The organism is Neoroseomonas alkaliterrae (assembly GCF_014199195.1).
GTDB lineage: Bacteria > Pseudomonadota > Alphaproteobacteria > Acetobacterales > Acetobacteraceae > Neoroseomonas > Neoroseomonas alkaliterrae.
In genome coordinates, this window is the sequence record NZ_JACIJE010000021.1 from 1 (window position 1) to 17076 (window position 17076).

Annotated in this window: 8 protein-coding genes and 2 pseudogenes; 3 read left to right on the forward strand and 7 right to left on the reverse strand. The window is 69.6% G+C overall.

The window, feature by feature from the left end; genetic code table 11:
• Positions 1 to 78 precede the first annotated feature (78 nt).
• Positions 79 to 387, reverse strand: a complete 309-nt coding sequence (locus tag FHS88_RS19880; protein ID WP_184487242.1) for a transposase — start codon at positions 385 to 387, stop codon at positions 79 to 81.
• Positions 388 to 589: 202 nt separating this feature from the next.
• Between FHS88_RS19880 and FHS88_RS20990 the strand changes: the two are divergent.
• A pseudogene (locus FHS88_RS20990) lies at positions 590 to 859 on the forward strand (IS110 family transposase); the annotation flags it as partial.
• A 428-nt stretch (positions 860 to 1287) separates the two neighbouring features.
• Here the strand turns inward: FHS88_RS20990 and FHS88_RS19890 are convergent.
• From FHS88_RS19890 to FHS88_RS19915, 6 genes are read right to left on the reverse strand one after another with little or no spacing between them, the layout of a single operon-like run.
• Positions 1288 to 2076 (reverse strand): HNH endonuclease, encoded by a 789-nt coding sequence (locus tag FHS88_RS19890; protein ID WP_184487244.1) that lies wholly within the window; start codon positions 2074 to 2076, stop codon positions 1288 to 1290.
• A 23-nt stretch (positions 2077 to 2099) separates the two neighbouring features.
• Entirely contained in the window at positions 2100 to 2624 is a 525-nt protein-coding gene (locus FHS88_RS19895) for a hypothetical protein (RefSeq protein WP_184487245.1), read from the reverse strand.
• Positions 2625 to 2635: 11 nt separating this feature from the next.
• Positions 2636 to 3988, reverse strand: a complete 1353-nt coding sequence (locus FHS88_RS19900; protein WP_184487246.1) for an HD domain-containing protein — start codon at positions 3986 to 3988, stop codon at positions 2636 to 2638.
• A 54-nt stretch (positions 3989 to 4042) separates the two neighbouring features.
• Positions 4043 to 8047, reverse strand: coding sequence for an Eco57I restriction-modification methylase domain-containing protein (locus FHS88_RS19905; RefSeq protein WP_184487247.1), 4005 nt, complete (start codon positions 8045 to 8047; stop codon positions 4043 to 4045).
• A gap of 6 nt (positions 8048 to 8053) precedes the next feature.
• Positions 8054 to 10804: a DEAD/DEAH box helicase gene (locus FHS88_RS19910; RefSeq protein ID WP_184487248.1), complete on the reverse strand. Its 2751-nt coding sequence runs from the start codon at positions 10802 to 10804 to the stop codon at positions 8054 to 8056.
• 4 nt (positions 10805 to 10808) lie between these two features.
• Entirely contained in the window at positions 10809 to 15986 is a 5178-nt protein-coding gene (locus tag FHS88_RS19915; RefSeq protein WP_184487249.1) for a DEAD/DEAH box helicase, read from the reverse strand.
• Between the two features lie 266 nt (positions 15987 to 16252).
• Between FHS88_RS19915 and FHS88_RS19920 the strand changes: the two genes are divergently transcribed.
• Both FHS88_RS19920 and FHS88_RS19925 read left to right on the forward strand, forming a co-directional pair.
• Positions 16253 to 16474 carry a transposase gene (locus FHS88_RS19920; RefSeq protein WP_184487250.1) on the forward strand — a complete coding sequence of 74 codons (222 nt, stop codon included), beginning with the start codon at positions 16253 to 16255 and terminating at the stop codon, positions 16472 to 16474.
• 58 nt (positions 16475 to 16532) lie between these two features.
• Positions 16533 to 16963: pseudogene (locus FHS88_RS19925) on the forward strand (transposase); the annotation flags it as partial.
• Positions 16964 to 17076: the final 113 nt, after the last annotated feature.

The following is a 17076-nucleotide window of genomic DNA, read 5'->3' on the forward strand; positions in this document are numbered from 1 at the left end:
CGCCATCCTCGCCTCCGCTGCTCAGCGAAGACAGCGAATCACCATCACGGCCGCGCCGGAATCCCCATTGAGTCGGGTTCAGGTGCCGGGGGTATTACTGATGGCGCCGGCCCTGTCGGTCTCGCCGGACTGATATCGCTTGGGTGTCAGCCCTAGGAAGGCACCGACCGAACGCGATGAGCGAAAGCGGGTTGGATCGTCGATGCTGCTGCGGAAGGTCAGCGCCACTACCGCGCCGACGCCAGGCACCGTCATGAGGCGGCGGCAAACCGCGTCGTCGCGCGCTGCGTCGCGTACCTGCCGGTCGAGCACGGCGAGTTGCTGGCGCAACGCCTCACGCGCCTGCAGCAGCGGCTCGACGATGCCGGGCAGGGTCGTGTTGGCCATCGACCAGTGCCCGGACCGCGTCGGCCCAGCTGCCACGGCGCAGCGTCGGCACCCGCAGGCCGAAATCGCGGAGCAGTCCGCGGACGCTGTTCTCGAGGTCCTGCTGCTGCCGGACCATCGTCGTGCGTGCTGCCAGGCGGGCACGCTGCTCCCGCGCGCTGGCGGTCTTCACGTGAACTGGGCGGAACCAGCCCATGCGCAGCAGGTGGGCGAGACCGACAGGGCCGGCGCCATCAGTAAGGTTGGCGATGCCACCACCAGGGTGGCGCTGTTCGAGGCGGCGCACGTGCTGCTGACCCGCGTCGCCAAGTGGTCGGCCCTGAAAGCCTGGGGCGTGCGCGTGGCGCAACGCCGCGGCGCCAAGCGCGCGAAGGTCGCGGTCGCCAGAAAGCTTGCCGGCGTGCTGCACCGCATGTGGGTCAGCGAGACCGACTTCCGCTACGGCACCCCGGCAGCAGCGATGGAGGGCTGATCCGCCAGACACCTCCATCACCGCTGCAGGGTTCGTCCGAGCGCGGACGACGGTGGAAGCAGGCCGCTGGACACCTGGCCGCCCCTCACGGGGACGCCGCTTTGGAGATCGGCCCTTCCCTCGCGTCGGACCGCCTCATGTGGCTGCCACCGCGCAGACCACGGACAGAAGCAAGATCCACGAGACGGACAACCCCGCATTGACCCGCCGCCGCCCAATGACAGAAGGCGTCCAACTCACTTGGGCGCCGACAGGAGACCGGCTGCGAAAAAGCGCCTACGGCGGACACCAGTGCATATTACCCGCGCGCAGCCCTGCAGGATCCGACCGGCTGGGATGGTCGACGTCTGATAGCCTCTCCAAGGGCCCGTGCGAACGCCGATAAGGTTGCCGGCAGGCGGTATCCGAGAGGCCGCAGGCATCCCGGGTCAGGCCCCTGGCGAGGGTAGGCCCGGCGCCTTCGCTGCCACGTCGAACGCGTTCTCTCTGTGCCAGGCCAACTGCGCGCGATGCTGCGCGGTCAACCGCAAGGGGGCACTCCAGCGAAGTGCAGCCCGGGCCTCGGCACTCAAGCCCGCGGCGAAGCGGGGCGTGCCGTCGTCCTCGAAGGTCACGAGGCCCGTGTCGAAGGCGGCGTCCCACAGGGCGGAGAGGAGCAGGCCGTTGTGCACGTCCAGGCGTTCCGCGTCGCTCTCGCAGCGTGCCCAAGGCTTGATGTGGGAAGCGCGGAGCAGCGCGGGCTCCGTGATGCCGGTCAGGGGACAGCGCCCGCCCCAGTAGGCCATCAGTCCCTCTCGGAAGATGTCCTGGCCGACGCGCCGGAGGATGAGCCGTTCGGCCTCGGTCGTGCGGGGCAGGTTCCGGGTCTTGTCCAGGAAGGTCTCCAGCGGGCCATCCGGCAGGCTGACGGCCAGCGCGTAGACACGCGGCAGAATCCGGTAGAGCTCCCCCAGCTTGGCGAAGGCGAAGCGGGCGCGGCCGGGCCCGGGCATGTCGGCCGGCGGCAGGCCGAGCTCCGCAATGACGCCAGCATGGTCGAGGGCGAGGTACCACGGCCCACCCGCCCCTTCGGCGGCGAGGTGGATGTCGCCCCTCGCCGTGGTCGAGCCGTAGCGCGCCCAGCCATCCTGCTCCCCCAGCGCGCGGCGGTAGCCGTTCTGCCAGGCCGCCTTGCGGCATTCCTCGGCGACGACGAAGCCTTGTGGCGCCTCGATCATGGCATGCCGGCGGCGGGGACCGGTCAGCCCTGCGCCGCGGCGGGCGGCAACCCCAGCTCGGTCAGAAGCCGCATGGCTTCGGCAAGCCGGTCCTTGCTGGCCTTGGATCCCTTCCGACGGATGATCTCGGTTCTCCAATCCTGCGCCTTCTCGTTCGCCGCGAGCCAATGCGCGGTCGTGGCGAGTTCGAGGACGGTCGCATTCACCGCCGCCAGACGCCTGACGACATCCCGCAGCCTTGGATCGCCGAGATAGGAGAATGCCGGAGGTCCGGCCTCGGCCTTGCGTTCGAAGATGCTGTATCGAGCCCCGTCGAGCTTGCGATGCTCGTATCTTTCTTCAACCAGGCCGAGGGCCTCGGCGTCGAAGACTGCGGCATCCAGGTCTCGCGAGTACGGCCCGTAGTGATGATACGCGTATCGGAAGCCGCTCCTCGCGCCGAGCTGGTCCAGCAGATAGGCGAGTTTCTGCAGGCGGATGCGGCTGACCAGCCGGCCGCCAGCCGCGGCGACGATGTCAGCCACCACGCGCTCGGGTTCAGGGGTCATTGGAGCCTCTGTCATGTGCGCGCTGCATCTCGATCCGCCTTGTCGGCAAAGTAGAAGCGGAGGAACGGCTTCTTGTCCTCCAATGCCCGGACCAGATCGGAGAGCCTGCTGATCTCGGTGGGCGTGCCGCCGTCGAGGATGTGGAGTCTCTTGTGCATGCGCTCCTCATCGCCGCCGATCTCGGTGTAGATGCCGATCGCGGCCCTGTCGTCGCGGATGATCCTGCCATCCTCGAGCTTGTCCGCGAACTGCTTCTCGATCCTGCGTCGCCGGCTGGTCTGCCGGCCCTTGTCGGCGCCGAACTCCGCGAGATCGAGCGTCTTGTAGAGGTTCCGGTCGCGAAGGCGAGCGGCCATTTCCGCGATCACCGGATCGGCGGCCTTCGCCATGGCGTCCAGCGAACCGAAGATCAGCGCGTCATCCAGCGCGAGGTAGTTTTCCTCCGTCTCCTCGCCCTTGCCGAAAAAGCGCAGCAGCGGATGGCCGGCGGGCAGCCCGGTCCGTTCCACCGCGTTCCCCTCGCCGGAGGCGGTGTCGGCGACCGCCGCGAGCAGCCGGCCGATCATCGCCTCAACACAGCGCGTGGTTTTGTGGAAATAGACCTGCTCGTGCAGCGTGTAGCGCGAGAGCAGGAATTGCTCCGCCGCCGGCAGGGCCTTGCGGTCGAGGCAGAAGGTCTGCACCCGCCGCGGCCCTGCCTCGTCCCCGTCCGGCGGGTCGAGCGTGATGGGCGCGACGCGGATGTTCTCCACCAGCCAGTCGAAGTCGATGCCGCCGGCGCCGGTGCCGGTCATCAGCTTGTCCCGCCGCAAATAATCGAGCCGATCGGCGTCGAAGGAGCTGGAGACGACCGCGTGGTAGATGTCCTCCGGGTCTTCCTTTTCCAGAAGGCCCGCGACCTCCTCGGCGAAGCCCGCGCGGAAGTCTTCGAGCATGGGGCGGATATGGCCATCCGGGTTGCGGATGATCGCGGCCGTCCATTGCTCGTGCCGCTTGCGGGCGCCGCGGGCGTCCTGGACATGCTCGAAGGTGTGGCTGAACGGGCCGTGGCCGAGGTCGTGCAGCAGGGCGGCGATCAGCGCGACCTCGGCCTTGCGGTCATCGGGCGTTTCGCCGTTGCGCCGCAGCTCGCGCGCGATCACGCGCACCAAGATCCGGGCGCTGTGGAAGACGCCGATCGAGTGCGCGAAGCGCGTGTGAACGGCACCAGGAAAGGTGAATTCCGAGACCCCGAGCTGGCGGATCCGCCGCAGGCGCTGGAACTCCGGCGTATCCAACAGGCGCCAGGCGAGGGCTTCGACCCGGTCGTTCTCCACGTCGAAGACGATCAGCCCATGTACCGGGTCGCGCAGGCGCTTGCTCACCGAATCGCCCCTCCCGAGCGGGAGGCTACAGGGTCTGGAACGGGACGTGAATCGTCACGGCAGGTCCATCGCGCGGAAGCTGCCGTCGGCCTCCATGCGGTCCCAGGCGGCGAGGGTGAGGCGGGCGGTGCGATAGTCGCCGTAGAGGCGGATCTCCTTCACCTTCAGCACACGGAAGGTTTCCGAGGGGTAGGCGGGGCCTTTCACCTCGGCGGGGTCGAGGATGTAGCGGAGTTCGTCGCGGCTGAGGCCGTAGGCGCGGGCGTAGAAGGCGTCGAGTTCGGCGCGGAGTCGGGCGCGGCGCGCTTCGTCCCACGCGAAGGGGGGGCCGTCATGCCCGAGGTCGCGGGCGAAGGGGGCGAGCGCGTGTGAGGTGTAGGTGAGTTCGAGCACGCGCGGCAGCAGGAAGGCGAGGCGAGGGGCGGTGTAGAAGGCGGGGGGGAGGACGGGGAGTTGCTTGAAAATATTGTACTTGAGGTGTGTGCCGCTGATTTTTTGCCTTGCGCCGTAGTCTAGGACCAGACTGCAAAGGTTGGCGACTGTCGCCACATGAAGTTCGAACTCACTGACACTTGGCAACATCAGCAGCAACGTATCGCCGCACCCAACCCGCGGAAACACCGTGGCAATCACCGTCCGCTCGTCCGTCGCGCGGGCGATGTCCCGCCAGCCCAGCAGCCAGCCGCGCGTCCAGCCTTTGGTGTTGAGCCTCTGCTCCACCTCCTCCGCCGGCACCCAGTAGCGTGGGGCGGGTTCGAAGCCCGGGTCGCGTTTGCGCTCCGGCGGGATGTCCCGCGTTGTCTCGCCATCCTCGGCATAGCCCGCCCAGCGATGGTCGAACTGGTGGATCATCTTCGCCTCATAGAGGGGCAGGTAGCGCTGCGGCGCGCGCGGCCCCGCCCCCGGGAGAGTGAGCAGGCCCGGCCCGCCCCCTTCCGCCGCCAGCGCGCCCTGGCGGGGGCGGGCACCCTCGGCCACCCATGCCGTGCCCTGCCGCAGGAAGCCCTGGGCGGAGAGCTGGGCGGCGGTGCGAAACAGGCCGCTGTCATTGGCCATGTGGAACATGGCCATGAAACTGACGCCCCAGGGATTGCCCGCCGGCCCTTTGCCTTCCTCCACCAGCACCGGCACGCGGGCGTAGATCTTCGCCGTCAGTTCGGCATCGCTGCGGGAGCGGAACACCGGCGCGGTGCGGGTGTTGGGGTTGAGGCGCGCGATCTGCCCGGGCGAGAGGGTGAAGCGGCGCTCGGCTTCGGCCAGCAGCGCGACATCGGTGAGGAAGAAGGCGAATTCGGCCGCCGGCGCCTCGCGGCCGAGGGTCAGCAGACTGAACTTCATGCGGCTGTCCACCGCCGGGAACAAGCCGGCCCGATTCTCGAAATCCACCAGCCGCACCAGCCGGCGTTCCGCCACAAGGTGGGCGAAGAACGGTGCGGTGGTGGCGTCCGTCGCGATTCCGGTCGGCACGATGATTCCCGCCCGGCCCTGGGGTGCGGCGAGCTGCGCGGAGAGTTCGGCGAACAAAGCGTAGGTGTTGATGTCCCCGCGGCCGGTGAGCGGGAAGCGCCCGCCCTCTTCGCCGGGCGTGCGCGCGAAGGCGCTCGCCGCTTCGGCCTGCCGCTTGGCGGCGAGGTAGGCGGCGTGCAGCGCCCGCTCCGGCGATCCTTCCGGCGCCTGTTCCAGGGCGCGGATCAGCCGCTCGCGCGCCGCCTTGTTCGGCGCGGCGGCGATCTCGGGCGAGCGGGCGGCGAAGAACTCCTGCTCCTGCAGCTTGATCCGCTCCCACGGCGGGTTGCCCAGCACCACGTCGAAGCCGCCGCGCGCCATCACATCCGGAAACTCGAGCGGCCAGTGGAAGGCCTGTGCGGCTTCCGCCACCTCCACCACCCGCCCAACCAGGGGGCCATAGGGCATGCGGCCCGCCATCGCCTCCCACACATGCGCGGTGGTGGGGATCGTCACCGTATGCGGGTTCGCTGGCAGACCGCCCGTCTTGGGCACCAGGAAGGCCGCCACATGGGCATCGCAGGCCACCTTGAACGCATACCACTCGGGCCCGCCGCGCAGGGCGGCGAACAGCCGGGCGCGTTCCGCCACCTGCTCCGGCGTGTCCTCGGGCAAGGTGCGCAGCCGGGTGCCGAGGCTGGCGAGCTGCCGGGCGGCCGGCAGAACGCCGCCGCCGCGCGCGAAATCGAGGCTGCCCTGCCCCGCGCGCTCGTCGCGGTTGCGCGCGGCGAAATGCCGCGCCGTCTCGCGGTCGTCCCCGGCCAGCGGCTTGTAGGCGCCCTCGGGGATGCCCTTCTCCAGCGCCGCGAGGTCGAAGACGCCAAGCAAGGAATCGCCGCAGCGGATCTGCGCGTCGAAGAAGCCGAGCGGCAGGCCAGGGTCCACCGTCTCGATCCACAGCGCCACCTTGGTCAGTTCCACCGCCATCGGGTTGCGGTCCACGCCGTGCAGGCAGCGCCGCGCCACATCGCGCAGCGCATGGCGGAAATCCTCGGCCGAGGGCGTGCCGCCGGCGCGGTGCCGCGCCACCCGGGTGGCGATGCGCCGCGCTGCCGCCAGCAGGAAATGGCCGGAGCCGCAAGCAGGGTCCACCACCGTCAGGTTCAACAGCGCCTCGGCCGGGTTCTCGGCCGCGGCCTCCGCGCGGTCGAGCACCGGGTCGAGGGCGGTATCGAGCAGCGCCTGCACCAGGCTGTCCGGGGTGTAGTAGCTGCCGGTGGTCTTGCGCTGGTTGCCGCGCACCTCCGCCGCGTGGGAGGCGAAGACCAGCCGGCGGCCGTCCTCGGCCAGCTGGGGCTGGAGTTCGAGCAGGCTCTCATAGACCGAGCCCAGCTCCTCGGTCTCCATCGCCTGCCAGTTCACGGGCGCCATGCCCGCCCCGTCCGAGATCCAGCCCAGGCGGTAGAGGGCGGAAAGGAAGGCGCGGTTCGGCAGGCGCGCCGCCTCCAGCGTCGGCAGCAGCCCGGGCGCGAAGAGCCCGCCGAGCGCCGGCAGTCCGAGCCGCCGCTCGCCGCCGGCCAGCGCGCGGAAGACCACCTTCAGCCCCTCGTAGCGGTCGTGATGCCGGTCCCAGGCCCCGCGGCGCGCGGCCTGGGCGCGCAGCATCGCCAGGCTGTAGCCCTCGGCGTAGAGGCGGCGCTCCTCCGCCCCCGCCCCCGGCGGGTGCAGCAGGTTCCGGTCCTCCGCCACCATCAGGAAGATCAACCGGTAGACGAGGCGCAGCAGTTCGTTGAACCACTCCGTCAGGCCGATCTCCCGCGCCACGAGCTTCTCGCGCAGATCCCGGTTCGACTCGAGGAAGCCTGAGCCGAGTTCCCCGAGTGCCATTTCCACTTGCCCGGCGAGCCGGTCGCGGGCCGCCTCGCCGGCCTTCGCGCCGGCATCGCGCCACCGCTCCAGCGCGCAGTCCGTGGCCGCGGCGCCTGCGGGGCCGAAGCGCGTCCGGTGCATCAGCAGCCAAACCAAGGCGAAGGAGGCGAGGTCCTCGGTTTCGAAGATCTGGGCGAGATCGGCCTCGATGTAGGCGGGACGGGTCAGGGAGGCGTTGTCCCGCATCAGGCGCAGGATCCTGCCGTTCGTCGCCAGGCCCCACAGGGCTCCCTCCGCGGCGCCGAGACGATCCTGGAGGACCAGGACCGCCGAGCGCGAGCGGTCCTGAGACAGCGAGACGCTGCGGCGGTCCAGCTCGTTGGCGGGCGGCACCACCACGACCGGCACCCGGCCTTCCCCAGCGGTCAGCGCCACCGGGCCGGACCCCTCCCGCAGGTCGGCGAAGCCGAGCGTCTCGCGCAGGAAGTCGCGGATGAAGCGGGTGGTCGCCGTCGCCGACGCCGTGCCGGCCGCCAGGAAGTCGGCATAATGTGCCTGGCCCACCCGGAAGGCGAGGGAGATCTCGTCACGGATCGAGATGCCCTTGCGGAGGCTGTAGTCGGCCTCGCCCTGCTCCGGCGCCTCGCGCCGGTCGATGCTGGCAATCATCGCCGGGGAGATGAGGTTGCCTTCCAGCGTCAGGGCAGGCCAAGCGGCGATGTCGGTGACGGGCTTGCGCGGCATCGCGGCTCAAGCCCCAGCAGGAAGGAGGACGAAAAGGCCGATCACGTCGGGCGGCAGCACCGCCTCGACGGAGAGGCGAGGTGCCGTGCCGGAAGCGGCACGCAGCCGGGCATGGTCGGCCAGCAGCTCCTCGGCGCGCTGGGCTGCATGCTGGCGGACCGGGCCATCGAGCAGGCCCGGCAGCTCCGCGTGGGCGGTGCGCAGGAAGCGCGCACGGGCGACCTCGGCCAGGTCGTGGTTGGCGGGACTCGCCAGGAGGGTCCGGGCCTCTGGTCCGCTCGCGACGACCTTGCCGTCGCTGACAGCGAGCAGCGCCGCCTCCTCGGCGAGGAGCAGCCGCTCGCGCCGCGCGTGGACCGTGAGCTTCAAGCGGAGCCGCAGGAGCAAAAGCGTCGTCTTGCGCGTTACCGCTGCGGTTGGCCACGCACCGACCCGCCCCAAGCCGAGACCCGGCAGGGAAGCGGAGTCGAGCGCGCCCTCGACCAGCGCCTCCGCCAGGGTGGCGGTCAGCGGGTGGGTGCGGGTGAGAAGGCTCGCGCCCGCCGGCGCCGGATCCGCGGTGGCGAGCCGCAGCGAGCCGGTCAGACCCCGCTCCGCGAGCCGCTCGCGCAGGTGCGGGTCAAGCGCGTGGACATGCGTGAGGAGGACCGCCTTCCTGGGCTCGAGTGGCGCGTCGAAGCGCTTCATGGCGGCCTCGACGAAGGCCAGCGCAGCGTCCGGTCCGCCGAGGAGGTCGCGCGCCCGCGCCCACTCGGGCGCCACCTCCTGCGGCTTCATGGCGTTCTGGGCGAAGCGGGCGCGCGATCTGCGCTCGTTCTCCTGCGCATCGCGCCAGCGCCGTTCCATCGCCGCCGCACCGTCGGTAAGCTGCAGGTCGAGCGCGAGCTGCTTCGTGGTGCCGCGGCGAAGCATCATGGCAGCCATGAGGGCGTCGGTGACGGGCCCGCGCTCGTCCGGCAGAGGGACGGTGACGCCCGTCGCCTTCCGGATCGCCTCCGCCTTGCGCAGGATCACATCGAGCACGGCCCCGTCGATGGCGCTGTCGGGGGAGAACATCAGCACCGACCGCACCTCTGGCGCGGGCTGGCCGAAGCGGTCCACCCGCCCCTCGCGCTGCTGGTGCCGGGTCGGGTTCCAGGACAGGTCGTAGTGCACGACCGTGTCGAACAGCTTCTGGAGGTTGATGCCCTCCGAGAGGCAGTCGGTCGCGACCAGGATGCGCTGCTCGGCCTCGGCCATGTCCGCGACGCGGTCGCGCCGCTCGTCCGGCGTCAGCAGCCCGGTAACGGCCTCGACACGAACCTTTGGGAAGGCTCGGCGCAGGGCGTCGCGGACGTGCTCCGCCGTGCTGATGAAGCGGCAGAAGATGACCGGGTTGGCGCCCTCCCTGATGATCGGCTTCAGCAGACCGGTCAGCGCCTCGACCTTCGGGTCGGGCTCGCCGAGGAGTTGGCTGGCCATCTGGATGAGGGCAGCGAGCGGTGCATCGGCGGCCATCGCAGCCGCGGGTTCGACATCGACCGCGTCCTCGTCCTCGCCATCCTCGTCGTAGATCTGCGGTTCCAGCCGCTCGGCCTCGCCGGCCATTCGGTTGCGCAGCGCGCTCAGAGCCGCAGCCGGGGACGAGCCCACGCAGCGCATCAGGGCGAGCGTCCCCCAGAAGGCCAGCCGCCTCTCCCGCTCCCCGCTGCCGGCCCGCGACACGACCCCGAAGCAGTAGTCGAGCACGGCCTCCTGGAAAGCGAGGTGCTTGGCAGAGAGGCGGTAGGGGAACTCGGTCGTCTTGTGCTTCGGGAAGGCCCGCTCCTCGGCCCAGTCCGCCGAGGTGAGGTCGATGCGGCGCCGCTGCACATAGTGCCGCGCCAGGCGCTCCCGGTACCGCAGGTCGTCGAACTGCAGGGATGCGAAGCCCGGGTCGATGAGCGAGAGCAGACGCGCGAAGGCGTCCTCGTCGCCGCTGTGCGGCGTTGCCGTGAGCATCAGCAGCGCCCGCTCGGGATCACGGGCCAGTTCGGAGAGAAGGCGGAAGCGCTGCTGCCGTCCCTCGTGGGTGCCGACGCAGGCATGCGCCTCGTCGACCACGACCATCTTCGGGCAGGCGCGGGCGAACCGGTCGCGCCGCTGTTCGGCCTTGATGTAGTCGAGGCTGACGACGGTGAACGGGTGGACATCGAACAGGGTCTGGGCGACAGGCAGGCCACGCTCCAGGCGCGGGGCTGTGCTCGCCGTGACCGCCACGGCCTCGAGCCCGAAGCGGCTGCTCAGCTCCCCCGTCCACTGCTCGACGAGGTGCGGCGGGCAGAGGACGGAGAAGCTGTCGAGCTCACCACGATCGAACAGCTCGCGGAGGATGAGCCCGGCCTCGATCGTCTTGCCGATGCCGACGTCGTCCGCGATCAGCAGCCGTGGCACCGGCAGCCGCAGGGCCATGAGCAGCGGGACGAGCTGGTAGACCCTCGGCTCGAAGGCGATCTGAGCGGCGGAGCGAAACGGCCCGGCTCCCCGGCGCAGGGTGAGGCGCAGGGCATCCGCGAGCAGTACGGCGTTGGTCTGGCTGGTGACCTGAGCGTCCGCGGGCAGGTCGAAGCGCGCGGGCTCGACCGGCTGCAGCTCGAGCTCGGGCTTCAGCAGTACCCTGTCTGCCTCGGAGCCCGACAGCGGGCGCAACGCGAGCCAGCCCTCCCGTGGTGCCGGCAAGTTCACCCACTCACGGCCGCGGGTGCGGACGATGTCGCCCGGCGCGAAGGCATGGGACATCGGCTCAGCTCCTCAGATGGGCGGCTAGTGCCTCGGGGACGCCACCGGCCGGAACGTCCGGCAGTTCGATCAGGACCCACCCGGCGGCTTCAGCTTCGGTGCGGGCGTCCGCCGGAATGGGTTCAGTGTCGGCTGCGACGAAGTAGGCCCTCCAGGCGAAGCGGAGTGCGTGTCCGGCGAAGGTCATGGCAGTTGGGTCCGGAGCCGGCAGATCGGCCGCCTTGAATGCCGCGGCCCAGCTGCTCTCCTCGACGTCGGCGTGGTTCGGCCGCAGCGTGATCTCGCCGCGCGCCAACGTCAGGAGGAGCCGTTTCGCGTGCTCGTCGGTGCGGTCGATCAGCTCGTGGTCGGGCTGGTTGAAGTAGGAGAGGAGGCAGCGGTAACAGCCCCGGACGCATGTGCCCTCGGCTGTGTCGCGCAGAGTCATGGGGTCGCAGCTGAGGACAGCCTCGTCGACCCCACTGTAGTGCATCAGGGACAGAGCCTCGTAGGCGACGCGGCCGAGGGCCTGCGGGTCGGAGATGATGCGGTTGAGCACGCCCGCGCCGCCCTCCGCAGCCTCGTAGGCGAGGATGGCACGGCGGTTGTCCCGGCTCGGAAGCGGCTCCCCGAGCACCTCGCCCTCCTCGAGCTGGTAGGCAACCTCGATCCCCCGCATCAGGGCGTGCTGGACGGTGGCGATGGTGGTCGGGGAGAAGCGCCCCGGTTTGGCGAACCGCATCAGGAGCGCGTTCTTGCGGTCCCGCACGATCGGCACAATGCGGACCGACCGTGGCTCGTCGGGGGCGGCATCATCCCCGTCCTCGTCCTCGGCCTTGCTCCAGTATCCGCTGCGCGGGTCGATGTTGAAGCCGAGGATCGCCTTGTCTTTCCGCCGCTTCAGGCCCTTGTTGAGGCGGCTGATCTCCGCGCTGTTCGCGTATTGGAGGGTGAGCAGGACCTCGTCGTCCGCCTTCAGGACGCCCTCCGTGACGACAATCTCGCCATTGCGGCGCGGCCAGGAGAAGACCGTCTGGATCTCGAAGCCCTGGCGGACCCGCTCCTCGTCATTCGCGGTGATGCGGTCAGCGGGCGCCGTTTCGACATTGTCGATCCGGAGGGTTCTGCGGATGGGCAATGCCCCAGCCATCGGCGCACGGCAGGCGTGGCACCGCTCGACCTCCACGTCGTGGGCGCCTCCGCACCCGCTACAGATGAAGATCTCCTTCGTCGCAAGGCCGTTGCCGTCCGCGCTGCGAGCCTCTGGCGGTAGCTTCGCCTTGACGACGCGGTAGGCCCGCCCCTCGTGGTAGATGAGGCTGCGCGGGCCGAACTCCGAGATCGCCAGGAAGCGCGCCCGCTGCAGAAAGGCGCCCTGCCGGGTCTGGCCCGCCGAGGCGGGCACGTAGGCATAGAGCGGGAGCCGCGGGAAGTTGTAGCCGGGCAGGAAGCCCTCCGTCGCGAGGTAGCGGTAGGAGTAGAAGTCGGAGCCGCTTGTCGCTCGTCCCTGCTCCAGGATGGCCAGCTGCTCGTTCGCTTGCGCCTGCGCCTCCTTGATCCGCCGACGCTCCACGCCAGACAGACCCGCCATCTCGGACCGGACATTGGCATCGTAGAGCTGCCTCCTGGCGGAGCGGTAGAGCTCCCGCCAGCGGTCGAAGGCGCGGTCGAACTCGCCTGGTGCCTCGGCTGCGACGCGGGCGACGAAGGCATCCGCGTCCCCGAGCCAGACGGGCGGTATGTCGCCGAGCGACAGGAGCACTTGGTTGAGGACCCTGCGCATGGCGCCCTGAGCCCGGCCCGCCAGGCCGGGATCGGAGATGACGGCGTGAATCTCGCGCTTCAGTGGGAAGCCGTCCGCCTCGAGTTCGAGGATGTCGGGGATGTCGGGTGGCAGCGCTAGGCGCGCCTCCGCGAGCCAGACAGCCTGGAGGTGCGACGTGACCAGTGCCTCGTTGCTGATGTCGAGCGCGGGCGGGCGGACCACGCCCGCCACCATCTGCTCGCGCCGCGCGAAGAAGTACTGGTCGTGGGGGCTCTGCGCCGCGCAGTAGGTGACGACCAGGGCTGCTTGGCCCGAGCGGCCCGCGCGGCCTGCGCGCTGCGCGTAGTTCGCAGGCGTCGGCGGCACATTCCGCAGGTAGACAGCGTTCAGCGCCGAGATGTCGACGCCGAGCTCCATGGTCGGCGAGCAGAAGAGTGCCGGGAGGAATTGGGTCGGCTCGAATGCGGCCCGCATCTCCGCCTCATGCTCGGCAATGCTCTTCCGGTCCTCCTCCTCGTAGCGGAACCGCCACTCGCGCCACTCGCGCTGCTCCTGCCGCACCTGTGCCGTGTGCTCGCGCCCCTCGAGGCCGAAATAGGGGCTCACCCCAGCGCTGAGGCCCTGGGCGATGCCGAGGTAGAGGTGGTGGAAGTAGGGGTTGCCGAGAGGCTGCTCCTGCACGGCTGCCTCGCCGGGGACCAGGCGGACGGCGGACGGCACCAGCCGCCAGCCCGGACGGTCCTGCCACGTCCCGACCTGCCGGATCAGCCCCTCCTCCGCGAGGAGGCCGAGGACCCGCTCCATGAAGTCGCGGTAGTCGGCGGTCCTCAGACTCGTGCCGATCACCTTCGCACGATTGAGCTGCCGGGCGAGCCTCGACCTGGCGCCGCCGCGCAGGAATGTCTGCTCGTCGCGCAGGCCAGTCTCACGCCGCGGGGGTGCGTCCAGCATGAAGGCGGTCTTGCCCCGGAGCGTCTCGTTGCGGTCGATGGCCCACGGGTCGCGGAGCAGCGACCGCGAATTCTGCGACAGGGCGTCGAGGATGGTCAGGTCGAGCGACTCGGTGTCGGCCGCCAACCCCTCCAACATGGCATCGAGGATCTGGCGCAGGACGTCCTCGCGCCTCCGCGGCTCCAAGCGGCCGAGGATCGGGCTCGCGGCGTCCACCCGCGCGCCGTCAGATGCCAGTTCGGCGAGGCCGATGTAGTCGACCCGGATCAACTTCAGCACGCCGAGGCTCGGGTTCGTGAACCGCCAGCCGCGGCGGAGGTCCGCCCAGACGCGGTGGGCGAGAACCTTCGTGAGGGTCCGCTCTGCGTCCTTCCGCTGCACGCCGCTCGCCTTCGGGTCCGCCATCCAGTGGACGCGTGTGGCCGCGTTCTCGGCGGTGAAGCCGAGCGCCCGGCCGACGCGCAGACCGAACTCGTCCTCGGCCAGCCCGTCCTCGCCCGCGCTAAGGACGGCCCTCAGGATTGCGCCCCGCAGCAGGCTTACGAACAGGAAATCATTGAAGTGTCCGGCCTGAAGCGCAGCGTCCTGCCTGTTGTCGGTGAAGGCCAGCAGCTTGCGCTTGTCGTCCGGCACGGCGCTGCTCGGTCGGTTCAGCCACTCCAGCGCGCTGGAGACGATAAGCGTCGTGGCGGAGCTGCGACCCTCCGCGGACAGGCCGGCCAGCTTCGTGCGCTCGCTGGACTTCGACGCCGGCATCTCGTGGCAGCACGGACAGAAGCCCAGCTTCCCAGGCAGGAACCAGAACGGCCGTCCGTCTGGCCGAACGGTTCCGTCGGCGGCGACGTGCATCCGTCTGGGGACCTGCTTGGCCCTGTTCGGTCGGAGCCGGACTGCACCGCGTTGCTCCTCGAGCCACTCGTCGGGGTAGCTTTCGAGATCCCCGGTGAACTTGTACTCGCCGTCGCCGTCTCCGACCGGCGTGAGATAGCCGGCCAGATCGTCGCGATCGTCAGCGGCGAGCGGCGTATCGTCGATGTCGCGGGCCAAGAAAACCTGCTTGCCGTCGGCCTCCACCAGGGTGACCACATGATGCTCGTGGCCACAGGACCGGCAGAAGCGCGTAGGATAAAGCCTCGCCTCGGGGTCAGCCGGGTCGTTGATCTGCCCCTCCAGGGAGACATTCCGTGGCGCCGGTCGAAGGGTGGTGTAGACCTCTCCGGATCCTGCAATAAACCGATGGAGCTTGAAGGCCAGGAACGCGCGGTCGCCCGACCCGCCCCGGGCGTACTCCGGAAGGCTCACTCGGGTCAGGAACGCTTCGAGCGCAACGGCACACCGCTTCTTTGGCAAGCCCGTCGCGTCCGCAAGCGCCTGGGCCGCCGCTCCGAGAGGGATAGGCTTCTTGCGCCGCAGGACCTGACCATCCTCGAGGCCGAGCGACAATTCGACCCAGACCGACAGCGGATGGCGGCGGAGGTCCGCGTCGGTGAGGGCGTCGGGCAGCGGCGCCTCGACTGCGCTGCGCAGCAGCGGTCGGACGTCGGCCAGGGACAGGCTGTCGTCCGTCGCGCGCCGAAGGCTCTCGTCGATCACGGCCTCGGGCCCGATCGCGGTGCCGAAAAGGCGCGACGCGACCTCCGCCACGGTCCCCGCCCGGGACGCATCAGAGCCTTCGCTGACCATCGTCGCCGAGGTCCCGATGCAGATCGGCGGTGTCGGCCCGGCGCAGCGGTCCCGGAGCCGACGGACAAGTATCGCGACATCCGCACCCTGCCGCCCGCGATAGGTGTGCAGCTCATCCAGGACGATGAACTCGATGCCGCTGGCGTTGGCGACGACCTGCCTGTCGAGATCGTCCTGCCGGGTCAGGAGAAGTTCGAGCATCATATAGTTCGAGAGGAGGATGTCGGGCGGGTTGGCAGCGACCTCCTGGCGCTCCGCCTCCTTCTCCTGGCCTGTGTACCGCCGCACAGAAGGCCGGAGATGGTCAGGTAGATCGGCCTGGGCGACGAACTTCTCGACCTCCTTGATTTGACTGTTGGCGAGCGCGTTCATCGGGTAGACGATAATGGCTCTCGTGCGTCGCCCGTCCCCCTGCTTCCGCGCCCTGATGACAGCGTCGATGATCGGGACGAAGAAGCAGAGTGACTTGCCCGATCCGGTGCCGGTCGTCACCACAAAGCTCTGGCGTGCGCGCGCCTTCGCTATCGCCTGTGCCTGGTGAGCGTGAAACCGGAGGGGCTCGCCCGTGGCGCGGAACACCTGCGCCGTGAGCGGGTCGAGATCACCTGACGCGGCAAGGTCGTCGACGGTTGGCCCGGCCTCATAGTGCGGATTCAGTGACAGCAGCGCATCAGGCCAGAAGAAGCCGCTGTCGTACTGTCTGTCGATGGCGGCCCTGAGGTCAGGAGCGCGAACCTTCGAGAAGGAGCGGGAGAAGGTCGCATAGCTGTCGACGAGGCTACGATCGAGGTCAAACGCCTTCACTCCACGCTCCGTCGTATAGACAACAACAAGAGCGCCCAAAACAGCGGACGCGCCGCGGGGGCCGACGGTCGCCCTGCCGATTTAAGGTGCCCGGCCATTAGGCTGCGTTGCACGCAATCTCAGATCAAGACTATCGCACCGTTCTCGCGTGTTCAATGTTGAGACGGCAGGCGAAAACAAGCCCTACGGCGCCCCGCCGTACTGACTCTGCCCCCTCTGAGTGGTCCGGGACGTATGTTCGTTTTGGACCGGACGAGGAGGGCGAGATGGCGAGGAAACGGCACGGCGCTGAGGAGATTATTGGCAAGCTGCGCGAGGCGGAGGTTCTGCTGGCGAAGGGGCGGAGCGTGGCGGATGCGGCGAAGGCGATTGGGGTGACGGAGCAGAGCTGCTACCGCTGGCGGCGTGAATACGGCGGCCTGAAGACCGACCAGGCGCGGCGGCTGAAGGAGCTCGAGCGCGAGAACGCGCGGCTGCGCGTGACCTGACCCCTTAGAAGCGGTCCGCCGGTGATGTAGTCCGGCGGCAGCGCTGGGAGGTTGTGGGATGGGGCGGAAGAAGGCGCACACGGCGGAGGAGATTGTCGCGAAGCTGCGGCAGGCGGAGGTTCTGGTCGGCCAGGGGAAGACGGTGTCGGATGGGGTGCGGGCGATCGGCGTGACCGAGCCGACCTACTACCGCTGGCGCACTGAGTTCGGTGGTCTGAAGCTTGACCAGGTGAAGCGGCTGAAGGAGTTGGAGCGCGAGAGCGCGCGGCTGCGCAAGGCGGTCTCGGACCTGACGCTCGAGAAGGTCATCCTGAAGGAAGCCGCGTCGGGAAAATGGTGAGCCCCGCGCGGCGGCGGGCCTGCGTCGAGCATGTCGTGCGCGCGATCGGGATCTCCGAGCGCAGGGCCTGCGCGGTGCTGGGGCAGCACCGCTCGACGCAGCGGAAGGTGCCGCGCGGGGCGGAGGATGAGGCCCGGCTGACAGCTGATACCAACTCCCACTGATCAGAACCCATGTGCCCAGTCGCGCATGGCGATGGACATGATGCGCCAGGGCTGTGCGATGAGGCGGTTCCAGTGGTGGCAGCAGTGATCGACGATGT